The organism is Streptosporangiales bacterium (assembly GCA_009379825.1).
GTDB lineage: Bacteria > Actinomycetota > Actinomycetes > Streptosporangiales > WHST01 > WHST01.
Genome location: WHTA01000002.1, coordinates 58,090 through 72,414, shown reverse-complemented (window position 1 = coordinate 72,414; position 14,325 = coordinate 58,090). Strand labels below are relative to the sequence as shown.

The 14,325-nt window shown below is 70.7% G+C and carries 13 protein-coding genes and 1 pseudogene; 7 read left to right on the top strand and 7 right to left on the bottom strand.

What is annotated here, in order from left to right; all coding sequences use genetic code 11:
* Nucleotides 1-52 precede the first annotated feature (52 nt).
* Entirely contained in the window at nucleotides 53-862 is an 810-nt protein-coding gene (locus GEV07_01560) for an ATP-binding cassette domain-containing protein (protein MQA01451.1), read from the top strand.
* On the top strand, nucleotides 859-2,076 hold the full coding sequence (locus tag GEV07_01555; protein MQA01450.1) for a sugar ABC transporter permease: 1,218 nt from the start codon (nucleotides 859-861) through the stop codon (nucleotides 2,074-2,076). Before GEV07_01560 ends, GEV07_01555 begins: the two co-directional genes overlap by 4 nt.
* A 6-nt stretch (nucleotides 2,077-2,082) precedes the next feature.
* Here GEV07_01555 and GEV07_01550 read toward each other — a convergent pair.
* Together GEV07_01550 and GEV07_01545 are read right to left on the bottom strand one after the other, a co-directional pair.
* A pseudogene (locus GEV07_01550) lies at nucleotides 2,083-2,647 on the bottom strand (TIGR00730 family Rossman fold protein).
* A gap of 32 nt (nucleotides 2,648-2,679) precedes the next feature.
* Nucleotides 2,680-3,504 carry a hypothetical protein gene (locus GEV07_01545; GenBank protein ID MQA01449.1) on the bottom strand — a complete coding sequence of 275 codons (825 nt, stop codon included), beginning with the start codon at nucleotides 3,502-3,504 and terminating at the stop codon, nucleotides 2,680-2,682.
* A gap of 120 nt (nucleotides 3,505-3,624) precedes the next feature.
* Here GEV07_01545 and GEV07_01540 point away from each other — a divergent pair, with 120 nt between their 5' ends.
* On the top strand, nucleotides 3,625-4,077 hold the full coding sequence (locus GEV07_01540) for an AsnC family transcriptional regulator (GenBank protein ID MQA01448.1): 453 nt from the start codon (nucleotides 3,625-3,627) through the stop codon (nucleotides 4,075-4,077).
* A 6-nt stretch (nucleotides 4,078-4,083) separates the two neighbouring features.
* Here the strand turns inward: GEV07_01540 and GEV07_01535 are convergent, their stop codons facing one another.
* Nucleotides 4,084-6,162, bottom strand: a complete 2,079-nt coding sequence (locus GEV07_01535; protein ID MQA01447.1) for a DNA gyrase subunit B — start codon at nucleotides 6,160-6,162, stop codon at nucleotides 4,084-4,086.
* A gap of 195 nt (nucleotides 6,163-6,357) precedes the next feature.
* Here GEV07_01535 and GEV07_01530 point away from each other — a divergent pair, with 195 nt between their 5' ends.
* Entirely contained in the window at nucleotides 6,358-6,558 is a 201-nt protein-coding gene (locus tag GEV07_01530; protein MQA01446.1) for a hypothetical protein, read from the top strand.
* Between the two features lie 517 nt (nucleotides 6,559-7,075).
* Here GEV07_01530 and GEV07_01525 read toward each other — a convergent pair.
* Nucleotides 7,076-8,425, bottom strand: coding sequence for an RNA polymerase sigma factor (locus GEV07_01525; GenBank protein ID MQA01445.1), 1,350 nt, complete (start codon nucleotides 8,423-8,425; stop codon nucleotides 7,076-7,078).
* Between the two features lie 230 nt (nucleotides 8,426-8,655).
* Nucleotides 8,656-9,252 carry a Fe-S cluster assembly protein HesB gene (locus tag GEV07_01520; protein ID MQA01444.1) on the bottom strand — a complete coding sequence of 199 codons (597 nt, stop codon included), beginning with the start codon at nucleotides 9,250-9,252 and terminating at the stop codon, nucleotides 8,656-8,658.
* Between the two features lie 144 nt (nucleotides 9,253-9,396).
* Between GEV07_01520 and GEV07_01515 the strand changes: the two genes are divergently transcribed.
* Together GEV07_01515 and GEV07_01510 are read left to right on the top strand one after the other, a co-directional pair.
* Nucleotides 9,397-10,104: a molybdopterin-dependent oxidoreductase gene (locus GEV07_01515; protein MQA01443.1), complete on the top strand. Its 708-nt coding sequence runs from the start codon at nucleotides 9,397-9,399 to the stop codon at nucleotides 10,102-10,104.
* A 4-nt stretch (nucleotides 10,105-10,108) separates the two neighbouring features.
* On the top strand, nucleotides 10,109-10,768 hold the full coding sequence (locus tag GEV07_01510) for a formate dehydrogenase (protein MQA01442.1): 660 nt from the start codon (nucleotides 10,109-10,111) through the stop codon (nucleotides 10,766-10,768).
* Here GEV07_01510 and GEV07_01505 read toward each other — a convergent pair whose 3' ends face one another.
* Together GEV07_01505 and GEV07_01500 are read right to left on the bottom strand one after the other, a co-directional pair.
* Nucleotides 10,769-12,235 (bottom strand): MFS transporter, encoded by a 1,467-nt coding sequence (locus GEV07_01505; protein ID MQA01441.1) that lies wholly within the window; start codon nucleotides 12,233-12,235, stop codon nucleotides 10,769-10,771.
* A 95-nt stretch (nucleotides 12,236-12,330) separates the two neighbouring features.
* Nucleotides 12,331-13,350, bottom strand: a complete 1,020-nt coding sequence (locus GEV07_01500) for an EamA family transporter (GenBank protein MQA01440.1) — start codon at nucleotides 13,348-13,350, stop codon at nucleotides 12,331-12,333.
* 62 nt (nucleotides 13,351-13,412) lie between these two features.
* On the opposite strand from GEV07_01500, the gene GEV07_01495 reads away from it, so the two are divergent.
* The gene (locus GEV07_01495; GenBank protein ID MQA01439.1) at nucleotides 13,413-14,318 is read left to right on the top strand and encodes a LysR family transcriptional regulator; all 906 of its coding nucleotides are present in this window, start codon (nucleotides 13,413-13,415) and stop codon (nucleotides 14,316-14,318) included.
* Nucleotides 14,319-14,325: the final 7 nt, after the last annotated feature.

Here is a 14,325-nt window from a genome sequence, read left to right as displayed (position 1 = left end):
ATCCCGTGCCGGCGCGGGGTCGACGGCGCATCCACCACCGTGGAGGATTTCGATGAGTGACCCAGTCCTGCGGGTAAGCGGTGCAGAGAAACACTTCGGCGCGGTCCAGGCCCTGCGCGACGTCGACCTCGACGTGCACGGCGGCGAGGTCGTCGCGCTGGTCGGCGACAACGGTGCCGGCAAGTCCACGCTGATCAAGGGTCTCGCCGGGGTGCAGCCGTTCGACGCGGGCAGCATAGAGATCGGCGGTCATCCCGCGCGGATCACCACCCCGCAGCAGGCGACCGGCCTCGGCATCGCCACCGTGTACCAGGACCTCGCGCTGTGCGACAACCTCGACGTCGTCGCGAACCTGTTCCTCGGCAACGAGCCGCTACGGCTGCGCCGGCTCGACGAGGTCGCCATGGAGAAGCAGGCGCACGGCCTGCTCGCCCAGCTCTCCGTCAGCATCCCTTCCGTACGTACCCGGGTGGCGTCACTGTCCGGCGGCCAGCGGCAGTCGGTCGCCATCGCCAGGTCGCTGATCGGCGAGCCGCGGGTCGTGCTGTTGGACGAGCCCACCGCTGCCCTCGGCGTCGCACAGACCGCACAGGTGCTGCAGCTGGTCACCCGGCTGCGCGAGCGCGGCCTCGCCGTACTCCTGATCAGCCACAACCTGGCCGACGTGTTCGCCGTGGCCGACCGGATCGAGGTGCTCAGGCTGGGCGGCAACGGCGGCTCGTTCCGCGCTGCCGACGCACGCAACGCGGACGTGGTGGCGGCGATCACCGGGGCCACCAAGGAACGCCTGGACGCCGCGCTCGCGGAGGCCACTGCGGAACACTCGGCGGACGCCTCGACGGCGGGAGGAGAACGCTCATGAGCACGATCGAACGGGACCCTCGCCTGGTCGAGCCGGAGAGCTCGCTGAGCGGGTACGTCACCGCGGCCGGTCGGCGGCTGAGCGCAGGCAACCTCGGTTCGCTGCCGGTGATCATCGGGCTGGTCGTCACCTGGATCGTCTTCACCATCCTCAACGAGCGCTTCCTCACGGCCGTCAACATCACCAACCTGATGCTGCAGATCGCGGCGATCGGCACGATGGCCGTCGGCGTCACGTTCGTGCTGCTGCTCGGTGAGATCGACCTGTCGGTCGGGTCGGTGAGCGGTGTCACGGCGGCCGTCCTCGCGGTCTCCATCACCCGTTACGGCATGGGCGACCTCGCCTCGGTGGTGGCGGCGGTGCTGACCGGCGTGCTGATCGGGCTGATCCACGGTGTGCTGTTCACGAAGCTGCGGATGCCGGCGTTCGTCGTCACGCTCGCCGGGCTACTCGGCTGGCAGGGCCTGCAGCTGTACGTGCTCGGCCAGGGTGGTTCGATCAACCTGCCGGACGGCCCCGTCAACGCGCTCACCGAGCAGTTCTTCGTGCCCGCCTACGGCTGGGCGTTCGCGGCCGTCTGCGTGGCCGGTTTCGCCGCGGTGCAGTTCACGCGCAGGTACGCGCGCACCCGCGCCGACCTGCCGGCCGGCAGCGTGGCGCTGCTGGCCGTACAGGTCGTCGGGCTCGCCGTGGTGCTGGGCCTGGTGGTCATCGTGCTCAACGCCGACCGCGGCGTGCCGATGGTCATGCTGGTCTACCTGGTGATCATCGTGGCATGCGCGTTCGTGCTCCGCCGGACGGCGTTCGGCAGGCACCTGTTCGCCGTCGGCGGAAACATCGAGGCCGCACGGCGTGCCGGCATCAGGGTGGACGCGGTTCGGATCGCGGCGTTCACCATCTCGTCCGGGCTGGCCGCGGTCGGCGGCATCCTCGCCGCAAGCAGGCTCACGGCGGTGACGCAGAGCAGCGGCAGTGGTGAGGTGCTGCTCTACGCGATCGCGGCGGCGGTCATCGGCGGCACCAGCCTGTTCGGCGGGCGCGGCAGCGTGTGGGCCGCGCTGCTCGGCATGCTCGTCATCGGGTCCATCGGCAACGGCCTCGACCTGCTCAGCGTGAGCGCGCCGGTCAAGTTCATGGTCACCGGGCTGGTGTTGGTGATCGCCGTGCTGCTCGACTCGCTGTCGCGGCGGGCAGAACCCCGCCGCAGCCGCTGACGCCGGCTACTGCCACTTCGCGACGGAGTGCGGCGGCTCGTACTCGACGATGCGGTCGACCAGCTTGCCCGGGTCGGGGTCGAGCAGCAGCATCGCGCTGTGCTCGGCCCGCAGGAAGCCCTCGTCGACCATGTGCTCGACCATCCGGCTCATCGGCTCGGAGCCCGACGACGTCGAGCAGGCCGATCGGCTTCTCGTGCAGCCCCAGCTGCGCCCACGTCCACACCTCGAACAGCTCCTCCAGCGTGCCGGCGCCGCCTGGCAGGGCGATGAACGCGTCGGCGTGGCCGGCCATCCGCGCCTTCCGCTCGTGCATGTCCGCGACCACGTGCAGGTCGCTGACCCCGTTGTGCGCGATCTCGCGGTCCACCAGCTGCTGCGGGATGACGCCGACGACGTCACCGCCGGCGGCCAGCGTCGCATCGGCGAGCACGCCCATGGTGCCGACGCGCGCGCCGCCGTACACCAGGCCGATGCCGCGCTCGGCCAGCAACCGCCCCAACGTCTTGGCCTGTTCCACGTAGACCGGGCTACGTCCCGGCGAGGAACCACAGAACACACAGATTCGCACCAGTGAACCCTAGCCCGGTGCGGCGGCCACCGTTACGAGACCCGCACCAGCAGCCGCCACCGGTACCGCAGGCGCGCGGCCAGCCGCAGCCGGGTGAGCGCGCGGGTCAGCGGCGCGGCGACGGCGCGCACGATAGCCGCACCGCCGATGGCGATCGCGCAGCTGGGCAGCACGTCGAGCGGCCCGGCGAACGCGGCGACGAGCAGGACGAACGTGCCACCGCACCACATGCCGGTGAGCATGCTCTCGATCAGCTGCACTGACGCGGCCGTCCCCGTCGCCCGCTGGGTGAACGCGGCGTGGATCAGCGGCACGGTCGGGAACGCGACGAGCGCGCCGGCCACCTCGGGCCCGAACGCGCCCGACGCCTTCGTCGCGACCACGACGCACGCGGTCGCCACCGCCGTGCGGAAGAACGCGTCGCGCTTCCACCGCTGGTGTCCGGTACGCGACGTGCTGCGGATCTGCGGCCAGCAGGCCAGCGTGCCGGCGAGGAACGCCCCGAGCAGCAGCACCGCGCACCACCACGGCAGGTGCCAGGCGACCAGCCCGCCGCCCGCGCACACCGCGACCGCACCGGCCGCACAGCTCGCCGCGACCCAGCCGCGGTGCCGTGCCACGTACGCGTAGACCGCGCAGCACGCCACCGCCGTGACCTGCCCGATGACGATGCCGGCCGCCGTCGAGCGCGCCATCCAGGCCCCCTCACCGATGCCCACGAACAACAGGAACGGCAGCGACGTGAGTGGCAGACCTACCAACCAACCGGTTGCCTTCGGGCCGCAGCGGGCCTGTACGACGCTGGTGGTTCCGACGAGGAGGGCAGTGATCAGGGCACGGAAGACGAGGAGTTCCACGTACCATGAGCCTTCCAGCCCCTCGGCCGAACATGGCTCGGAATCCTCGAGAGATCTGCTGCCGATTCCGCGATAAGATCTGTAACGATGAGCACTAACCGAGGAAACCCCGACACCTCGCTGGACGACATCGACCGGGAGCTGCTCGCCCTGCTGCTGGCCGACGGCCGCGCCACGTACCAGGAGCTGGCGAAGCAGGTCAGGCTCTCCGCCAACACGACCGCAGAGCGGGTCCGCCGGCTGCGCCGGGCCGGCGTCATCGACGGGTACCACGCGGACCTCGACCTGGAGGCGCTCGGCCACTCGCTGGTCATGCTCACCGACATCAGGCTGCGCGAAGACGTGCTGAGCGAGGACTTCAAGGAGAGCCTCGCCAGGCTCCCCCAGGTCGTCGCCGCGGCCCACACCACCGGCGAGTACGACTACCAGCTGCGCATCGCGTGCCGCGACGCCAGGGAGTTCGAGCGGGTGGCGGACCAGCTGAAGCGCAACCACGGCGTCCGGGAGTCGCGCAGCCGGCTGCTGCTCAGCGAGCTACCGCTCGGCCCGGACCGGCTGCTGCACCACGCCTGAGGCGGGTCACATGTCGATGCGGGCGCGGTCGAGCTCATACGCGCCGGCGAGGATGAAGTCGCGGCGCGGCGCGACCTCGTTGCCCATCAGCAGCGAGAACACCTCGCCCGCCGCCGCGGCGTCCTCCATCTGCACCCGGCGCAGCATCCGGTGGCGCGGGTCCATGGTGGTCTCGGAGAGCTGGTCGGCGTCCATCTCGCCGAGGCCCTTGTAGCGCTGCACCGGCTCCTTCCACCGCCGGTTCTTCTTGCTCAGCTCGGCCAGCTTCCTGGTCAGCTCACCGTCGGAGTACGTGTAGACGTACTTGTCCTCACCCTTCTTCGGGTTGGTCAGCTCGACCCGGTGCAGCGGCGGCACGGCGGCGAACACCCGGCCGGCCTCGAGCAGCGGCGCCATGTACCTGTGGAACAGCGTGAGCAGCAGGTTCCTGATGTGCGAGCCGTCGACGTCGGCGTCGGTCATGATGATGACCCGCCCGTAGCGGGCCGCCTCCAGCTCGAAGCTCCTCCCGGAGCCGGCACCGAGCACCTGGATGATCGCCGCGCACTCGTTGTTCTTCAGCATGTCCGCGACACTGGACTTCTGCACGTTCAGGATCTTGCCGCGAATCGGCAGCAGCGCCTGGAACTCCGAGTTCCGCGCCAGCTTCGCGGTGCCGAGCGCCGAGTCACCCTCCACGATGAACAGCTCGGTGCGGTCCACGTCCGTGGACCGGCAGTCGACCAGCTTCGCCGGCAGCGCCGAGCTCTCCAGGGCGTTCTTACGCCGCTGGTTCTCCCGGTGCACGCGGGCGGCGATCCTGGTGCGCGACGCGGCCGCCACCTTGTCGAGCACGGCCTTGCCCTGCGCCTTCTGGCCGCGCTTCGGCGCGACGAAGAACTGCTTGAGCTCCTTGCCGACCACGTTCGACACGATCCGGGTGACCGCAGGCGTGCCGAGCACCTCCTTGGTCTGGCCCTCGAACTGCGGCTCGGGCAACCGTACGGTCACCACCGCCGTGATGCCCTCGAGCACGTCGTCCTTCTGCACGCCGTCCTCGGACGCCTTCAGCACCTTCGCCGCGCGCAGCTGGTCGTTCAGCGTCTTCGTCATGGCACGGTCGAAGCCCTGCACGTGTGTGCCGCCCTTCGGCGTGGCCACGATGTTCACGAACGACCGCACGCAGGTGTCGTAGCTGGTCCCCCACCGCAGCGCCACGTCGACGTCGACCTGCCGCTCGAGGTCCTGCGGGTTCATGTGGCCCTTGTCGTCGAGGACGGGCACGGTCTCGGTGAAATGCCCGCTGCCGGTCAGCCGCAGCGTGTCGCACACCCGCTCGTCGCGGGCCAGGTACTCGCAGTACTCCGCGATCCCGCCGTCGTGTCTGAACGACTCCTCGACCGGCTCGTCGCCGCGCTCGTCGCGCATGGTGAGGGTGAGGCCGGGCACCATGTACGAGGTCTGCCGCAGCCTGGTGAGCAGCTCGTCCATGTCGACCGCGGCGTCCTTCACGAACACCTGCCGGTCGAACCACCAGCGGACCCTGGTGCCGGTGACCTTGCGGGCCACCTTGCCGACCGTCCGCAGCCCGGACTTCGGCGCGAACGACGCGTCCGGACCTTCGCCGTCGAAGACGCCGGGCACTCCGCGGTGGAAGCTCATCGCGTGCGTCTTGCCGCCCCGGTCCACCTCGACGTCCAGGCGGACGGAGAGCGCGTTGACCACGGAAGCGCCGACGCCGTGCAGCCCGCCGGTCGCGGTGTACGAGCCGCCGCCGAACTTGCCGCCGGCGTGCAGCCGGGTGTACACGAGCTCGACGCCGGGCAGCTTGGTCCGCGGCTCCACGTCGACCGGGATGCCGCGGCCGTCGTCGCGCACCTCGATCGAGGAGTCCCCGTGCAGCAACACCTCGACGTGGCTGCACGCCCCGGCGAGCGCCTCGTCCACGGCGTTGTCGAGGATCTCCCAGAGGCAGTGCATGAGGCCGCGGCCATCGGTGGACCCGATGTACATGCCCGGCCGCTTGCGTACCGCCTCGAGACCCTCGAGTACCGACAGGTGACGGGCCGTGTAGCCGTGGCCACGCTCCGCAGGCAGCGCGCTCACGTTATTACCCTTCAACTCGATGGATCCAGCATCGGCAGAGTAGCGTCCCAAGTGCACGAGGCAGCGCTGCCTCGCCGTCCAAGGTGGGACACCGTGACGAGTTCCACTGCGGCAGCGGGAAGCACTGCCTCGTACTGACTGTTGTGAAGGTTAGATGGCCGAAGCTACGACACCCACGAGCGTAGGGGGGACCACGTGACCACAACCCTCGCCCAGAGCCCACTGACGGCCGCCGAGCGGTGCGACAGGTGCGGTGCCCAGGCATACGTCCGCGTTGTGCTGGAGAAGGGCAACGAGCTGCTCTTCTGCGGTCACCACGCCAACGAGTACGAGCACGCGCTCCGCAAGATCGCGATCGAGTTCCAGGACGAGCGGGCCCGCATCAGCGAGAGCTAACGGCCACTACCCACACCGACCAGCGGCGGGCGGCGGAATCCCAGATTCCGCCGCCCGCCGCTTCGTATGCCCGGACGAGCCCGGGCAAGTCGCCGCATTTGGTGCCCGAAAACCGGATCACGCTGGCGATTGGTGCTGGAAAACCTGATCACGCTGAGGATAGATTTCCCCCAGGGGAGTTACGACAAGTAGCCGATAGACTGCAACTAGTTCGCTAACGGGGCACGGCCGGAGCATCCACAGGGGGGAGACCTGGTGATGACAGAGGAACCGGTTCCGGACCGCGGTGCGGCAGTGCGGGCAGATCGGGCAGCGGCGAGCGAGCGCCGCCGACAGCGACGACTACCCGCCGAGGCACCACACGAACAGGACGGGCTCTGCTCGCGCTGCGGCGGCAGCTGGCCCTGCCTGCGCTGTCTCACCAGCACGCCGCCCTACGTGCGCGTCCAGAACAACTACTGAACAGCAGTGAGCCGCCGCGACAGCGTCGCGGCGGCTCACCTGAACAGGTCTTCCCCTACTGGTCGAGGTAGTCCCTGAGCACCTGGGACCTGGACGGGTGCCGCAGCTTGGACATCGTCTTCGACTCGATCTGCCGGATCCGCTCCCGCGTCACGCCGTAGACCTTGCCGATCTCGTCCAGCGTCTTCGGCTGGCCGTCGGTGAGGCCGAACCGCATGGAGACCACACCGGCCTCGCGCTCCGACAGCGTGTCGAGCACCGAGTGCAGCTGCTCCTGCAGCAGCGTGTGGCTGACCGCCTCGGACGGCTGCACCGCCTCCGAGTCCTCGATCAGGTCGCCGAACTCGCTGTCGCCGTCCTCGCCGAGCGGCGTGTGCAGGGAGATCGGCTCCCGGCCGTACTTCTGGACCTCGACGACCTTCTCCGGCGACATGTCCAGCTCGACGGCGAGCTCCTCTGGGGTGGGCTCGCGGCCGAGGTCCTGCAGCATCTGCCGCTGCACCCTGGCCAGCTTGTTGATGACCTCGACCATGTGCACGGGGATCCTGATGGTCCGCGCCTGGTCGGCCATCGCCCGCGTGATCGCCTGCCTGATCCACCAGGTGGCGTAGGTCGAGAACTTGTAGCCCTTGGTGTAGTCGAACTTCTCGACCGCACGGATCAGGCCCAGGTTGCCCTCCTGGATCAGGTCAAGGAACAGCATCCCGCGCCCGGTGTACCGCTTGGCCAGCGAGACGACCAACCGCAGGTTCGCCTCGAGCAGGTGGTTCTTCGCCCGCTGCCCGTCCTCGGCGATCCACTCCAGCTCGCGGCGCGGCTTGGCGTTGAGCTTCTGGCCGTCGGTGCTGAGCTTCTCCTCGGCGAACAGGCCGGCCTCGATCCGCTTGGCGAGCTCGACCTCCTGTTCGGCGTTGAGCAGCGAGACCTTGCCGATCTGCTTCAGGTAGTCCTTGACCGGGTCGGCGGTCGCGCCGGCGACCACGACCTGCGCCGCGGGGGCGTCGTCGTCGCTGTCGCTGAGGACGAAGGAGTCCTCGCCCTCGCCGATCTTCGGGTCGGCTTCCTTCGACTTGGCGGCACCGGGGGCGAGCTCCTCGGCGACGACCTCGGGCTCCTCCTCCGGGTCGGCGTCCTCGGCGGGCTCCTCGGCGACCACCTCGGTGTCATCGCCGTCGGTCGCCTCGGTGTCCGCGTCTGCGTCGTCGATCTCGACGACGTCGAGATCTACCGCATCGTGCTCGGCGTCCTCGGACTCGACCGCAGGATCGGGTGCAGCCTGCACGGACTTGCGTTTGCCGTTCTTCGCCGCTGCCTTCTTGGCGAGCTTCCCAGCAGGCGCGGACGCGGCGGTCTGCTTCGTAGCCGTAGCCGTGCGCTTCGGTGTCGACCCGGCGGCGCTTGGCATAGTGGTCACTTCCTCCTCGTCGGCGGCATAGGGCGTCCGTGCAGGTACGAACCCTGAACGGGTGACGATCGCCCAGTCGCCCTGGGCAAGGCAGGCCTCTTCGAGGCAGGGACAGGCCACACCGGGCGCTGCACACAGCTATCCATTCTGTCACGCCACTTCGACGACTGGGACGGATGGGGGAACTAAGGCGACCCGGCGTCGGACCTACCTACCGGTCCCCCGCGCGATCAACTCCCTTTTGCTGCTTTCGCCGCCCGCTTCTGCTCGCGCTTGTACTCGCGAACCTCCGCGAGCGTGGTCTCGTCGAGGATGTCGGCGACGGACATCCGGACCCCGTCCTCCCCGTACGCACCGGCAGCCTCGCGCCAGCCGTCCGGCCGTACGCCGAGCTGCTTGCCGAGCAGTGCGGTGAAGATCTGGGCCTTCTGCTTGCCGAACCCGGGCAGCGCCGTCAGCCTGCGGATCAGGTCGCGGCCGCTGGCCGCGTCCTTCCACACCGCCGCGGCGTCCCCGTCGTACTCCTCGACGAGGTACGTGCACATCTTCTGGATGCGTCTCGCCATCGCCGCCGGGTACCGGTGGATCGCCGGCGGCGTGCAAGCGAGGGTCACGAACTGCTCAGGATCGTGGGCCACGATGTCCGCGGCCACGAGGCGCTTGCTGCCCAGCCGATCGGCGAGCAGCTTCGGCGCACCGAACGCCCACTCCATGGCGACCTGCTGATCGAGCAGCATGCCGGTGAGGAGGGCAAGTGGATCCCGGGAGAGGAGCGCGTCAGCGTCGGGGTCCTGAGCAAGGTGGAGGTCTGGCTTCCCGCTGGCCATTCGCCAAGTTTCCCACGCCGGGGCCGAACTGGCGAGCAGGGCATGCCGTACGGCGCCGGAGGGGGCCCGCCCCAGATATGACGAACTGGTGATGTTTGCGCCGCTGCCCTTCCGGCCCGGCCCGGCGCGCGCTGCAATGGACAGATGACCGCGAACGAGGAGAGGGGCACGCCCGTCGGCCGCCGTGTCGTGCTCGGCATGGTCGGGCTGGGCGCGCTCGGGGTTGCCTTCGGCGCCCCGGTGGGCGACGCCCTCTCCCGCGCCCTCGCTCCCCTGACGCCCGACGGGGACAGCATCCTGCCGGCGAGCGGCGGCTTCAGGTACTACTCCGTGACCGGTTCGGAACCCACCCGCACCGCCGAGAGCTACCGGCTCAAGATCGGCGGGCTGGTGGACCGGCCGACCACGTTCAGCTACGCGGACCTGCAGGCCATGCCGCAGACCGCCATGACGAAGGACTTCCAGTGCGTCACCGGGTGGCGGGTGCTCGACGTGCCGTGGCGCGGAGTGCTGCTGGCCGACCTGCTCGACGAGGTGGGCGTACGCACAGGCGCGAAGGCCGTACGCTTCCGCTCGTTCGACGGCACCTACACCGAGTCGCTGACGCTCGCGCAGGCCAACAGGCGGGACGTCCTCGTCGGGCTGCAGATGTACGGCAAGCCGATCACCCGCTCGCACGGTGGCCCGGTGCGGCTCTACGTCGCCGCGATGTACGGGTACAAGTCGCTGAAGTGGCTCGGCGGCATCGAGCTCGGCGACGAGGTGGTGCCCGGCTACTGGGAGCGCCGTGGCTACGACGTGGACGCCTGGGTGGGCCGGTCGAACGGCCGCAACGACGAGCCAATCGGCTGACCCGATGGCCGCGAGCAACGACCTCCCGCGCTTCGACCGGATGACCAGGTGGGTGCACTGGACCACGGCCGCGCTGTTCGCCTGCTGCCTGCTCACCGCCGTCGCCCTGTACGTGGGCCCGGTGGCGACCGCGATCGGCCGCCGGCCGCTGGTCTCCGCGATCCACGTCTACGCGGGCTTCGCGCTGCCGGTGCCCGCGCTGCTCGGCCTGCTCGCCCGGGCGTTCCGGGCGAACGTACAGGCGCTCGAGCGGTTCGGCCGCCACGACTGGCGGTGGCTGCGCAGCAAGCACAACCGGCTCGGCCACCTGCCGATCGGCAAGTTCAACGCCGGCCAGAAGCTGAACGCCGCGTTCACCTGCGGCGCCATCCTCGTGATGCTGGGCACCGGGCTCATGCTCTGGTACCCCGACCCGTGGCCGGTGCAGCTGCGCACCGGCGCCACGTTCGTGCACGACTGGCTCGCGCTCGCCTTCCTCATCGTGGTGCTCGGCCACCTCTGGTTCGCCTCCAGGGACGGCGAGGCCCGCCGCGGCATGCGCACCGGGCGGGTACGTAAGGAGTGGGCCTGGGTGGAGCACCCCGGGTGGGCGGCCGAGAACGAGCCCACGGCCACCGACGAAGAAACGCAGGCAACGCACGGGCCGCCCCGCGACCGCCAATAGCTACCGGGCGTCCGGTGGCGCGTCGCCGAAGCGCAGCGGGCGGAACCTGCGCGGCGTCACCAGCATGACGACGAGCGCGATCACCGCGACCACGCCGACGCCCCACAGCACCCGGTGTACCGAGAGGTACAGGCCGGCGCGGAGGAACTCGACCGCGGCCTGGCTGGTATCGGCCGCGGTGATCACCCGGGTGGCGTCGTCGATCGACGCGGGCAGCTCGGCGCGCAACGACCTGGGCGCGGAGCGCAGCCAGTCGGTGAGGCTGGCGTTGGCGACCGCCCCGAGTACCGCCGCGCCGAGCGCGGTGCCGATGGTCCTGGTGAACATCAGCGACCCGGTGACCACGCCGCGGCGCGTCCAGTCCACGATCGACTGCACACCGACCATCGTCGAGTTGGACAGCAGGCCGAGCCCGAAGCCGACGACCAGGCTGCCCACGGCGATGTGCCAAAGCGACGAGTCCGCCCGCACGGTGAGGAGCGTCACACTGCCGGCGAGCAACAGCCCAGCGCCGGCGAGCGCCGTGTCGCGGAAGCCGATCCGCATGTACAGCCGCGCCGAGCAGGTCGCAGCGACCGGCCACCCGATCGACATGGCGGCCAGCACGAAGCCGGCGGCCACGGGCGACGCGCCGAGTACGCTCTGCGCGAACGTGGGCAGGAACGTGGTCAGGCCGCTCACCGTGAGCCCGACGCACAGGCTGGCCAGGTTCGCGCCCGCCGTCACCCGGCTGCCGAAGACCCACGGCGGCAGCATCGGCTCGCTCGCGCGCCGCTCCCTGACGACGAACAGGACGAGCGCCACCACGCAGCCACCGAGCGCCAGGTAAGTCGGCCAGGACGCCCACGGCCACCTGGTGCCCGCAGAGAGCAGCACCAGCACGAGCGGGCCTGTCCACAGCACGAGGAGCACGGCGCCACCGACGTCGATGCGGTGCCGCCTGCGGACGACGTTCTCGCGCAGGTACCGCACGATCATCGCCACCGCGGCGAGCCCGAACGGGATGTTGATGAAGAAGATCAGCCGCCATCCGCCGTACTGCGAGAGCACGCCGCCGAGCGCGGGCCCGACCACGGCGGACAGCCCCCAGACGCTGGACATCCAGCCGGAGATGCGGCCGCGCTCGGCGATGTCGTAGAGGTCGCCGACGACCGTCTGGCTGATGCCCTGCAACGCACCGGCACCGAGCCCCTGCACGGCGCGCGCCATGATCAGCGCCGGCATCGACCACGCGACGCCGCAGAAAACCGAGCCGACGAGGAACAGCGACGTGCCGAAGACGATCATCGGGCGGCGGCCGTAGAGGTCGGCGAGCTTGCCGTACACCGGCGTCGTGACCGCCGCGGCGAGCACGTACGCGCTGAACACCCAGGGGAACGCCGAGAACCCGCCGAGGTCGCGGACGATGGCGGGCACCGCGGTCGCCACCACGGTGGCGTCCAGGGCGGCCAGGCTGGTGGCGAGCATCAGGCCGGCGAGCACCCGGCCCCTGCGCACGGTCCGCGGTGCGGCTGCGGACGATGCGGGGGTGTTCACCGGGTCAGCCTACGGAGCCGGCCACGTCAGGTGTAAGTGGCCCTGTCCCGAGTGCCCCCTACAGCAGGGTCGGCGTCGGCGGCCGCCACCGGGTCCGTGGGCCGCCGCGGGCGCGCGCTCGTGACCCACACCCCGGCGATCACCACCACGCAGCCGAGCAGCTGCCAGGCGGTCGGCCGCTCCCCCACCAGACCGATCGCGAAGAGCACGGCGAGCACCGGCTGCAGCAACAGCAGCGTCGACCCGACGTTGGACTGCAACCGCGGCAGCCCGGCACTGATCAGCAGCCAGCCGCAGACCTGACCGGACACCGCGAGCGCCGCCAGCCATCCCACTGCCTGCCAGCCGGGCGTCAGGTCCAAGCCACCGGCGAACGGGCCGAGCGCGGCGCTCGCGAGCGCCGCGCCGACGGTGGCGGCGAGCACCGGCTGCGCCTGGTGGCGGGGACCGCCCGCCGTCCGGCCGCGCAGCAGGAAGAGGTACCCGGCGTACGCCGCACCGGCGGCGACGCCGAACACCGCACCCCACCATGCGGAGCCGGTCGTCGCCGTCTCGCCGCCGAGGGCGCCCGCGGCCAGGGCGACCCCGCCCAGCATTACCGGCACGATCAGCACGAACCGCCTGGGCACCCGCTCGCGGTACACGAGCAGCGCCAACAGCGGCACGATCACGACCTGGATGTTGACCACGACCGTGGCGATGCCGGCGCCCAGCCGGCCGATGGCCAGCCCCCACAGCACCATGTCGACGCCGAGCAGTACGCCGGCCACCAGCTCCACGCCCTGGCGCCGCCACGCCCGGACGCCCCAGCGTCGCCGCTCGGCCAGCACGAGCGGCAACAGCAGCGGCAACGCGAGCACGCAGCGGTAGAAGCTGGCGGTGGGCGCGGAGGCCTCCGACAGCTTCATCAGAATGGCCGAGACGGAGATGCACCCCGCGCCGAGGACGACCAGTACGCGCGCATCGATCCGGTCGAGGAACGACGCCTGCGGCGTCGGGGTAGGTCGCCGTCCTCGGCCCGCCGCAGTCGTCACGACAGCCAGCATCGCCCGCCGTTTTGCTGAGGACAAGTGATCTTTCCTGCGTAATACCGATTAGCATCACTACCGTGTTCAGCATCGAGCGGCTCCGCGCGCTCGACGCCGTGTGCCGCCTCGGGTCGGTCGCCGCGGCCGCGACCGAGCTGCACGTCACGCCGTCCGGCATCTCGCAGCCGCTAGCCAAGCTGGAGCGCGAGAGCGGGCACCGGCTGACCGAGGCGGACGGCCGGGGCATCCGGCTGACCCAGGCCGGGCTGGTGCTCGCCGACCACGCCGCCAGGGTGCTCGGCCAGCTCGCGGCGGCGCACACCGACCTGGCCGACCTGCACTCGGAGATCCTCGGCCCGCTGCGCATCGGTGCCGTGGAGAGCGCCACCAGGACGCTCGTGGCGCCGGCCCTCGCGGCGCTGCGCGAGCAGCACCCGCGACTGTCCCCGAACCTCTACACCGGCGAGGCCGTCGTCACGGTGCCGATGCTGCACCGCGGCGACCTGGACATGGTGGTAGTGGAGAGCTGGGACAACCAACCGCTGTCGTTCGCCGCCGACGTGACGCACGTCCAGATCCTCCGCGAGGACACCTACGTCGCGCTGTCCACCCGGCATCCGCTGGCCGGCCGCGACAGCGTCGAGCTGGCCGAGCTCGCCGACACCGGCTGGGTCAGCTGCTTCCCCGGCACCGGCGCGCACGACTCGCTCGTGCACGCGCTGCGCGGCGTGGGCGTGGAGCCCGAGGTGACCTGCATCGCCAGCGAGTACCCCACGCAGCTCGCGCTCGTCGCCGCCAACGTGGTGGCCGCGTTCGTCCCGCCGCTCGGCCTCACCGAGCCGGTGCCGGGCGTCCGGTTGATCCGGCCGCGGCCGGCGATCGGCAGGGAGATCGTGGCGGCCTGGCGCACCGACAGGCAGCGGCCGGCGATCCGCACCTGCGTCGCCGCGCTCCACGACGTCGCCGCGGCGGTGCCCACGCCGTGACCCACGA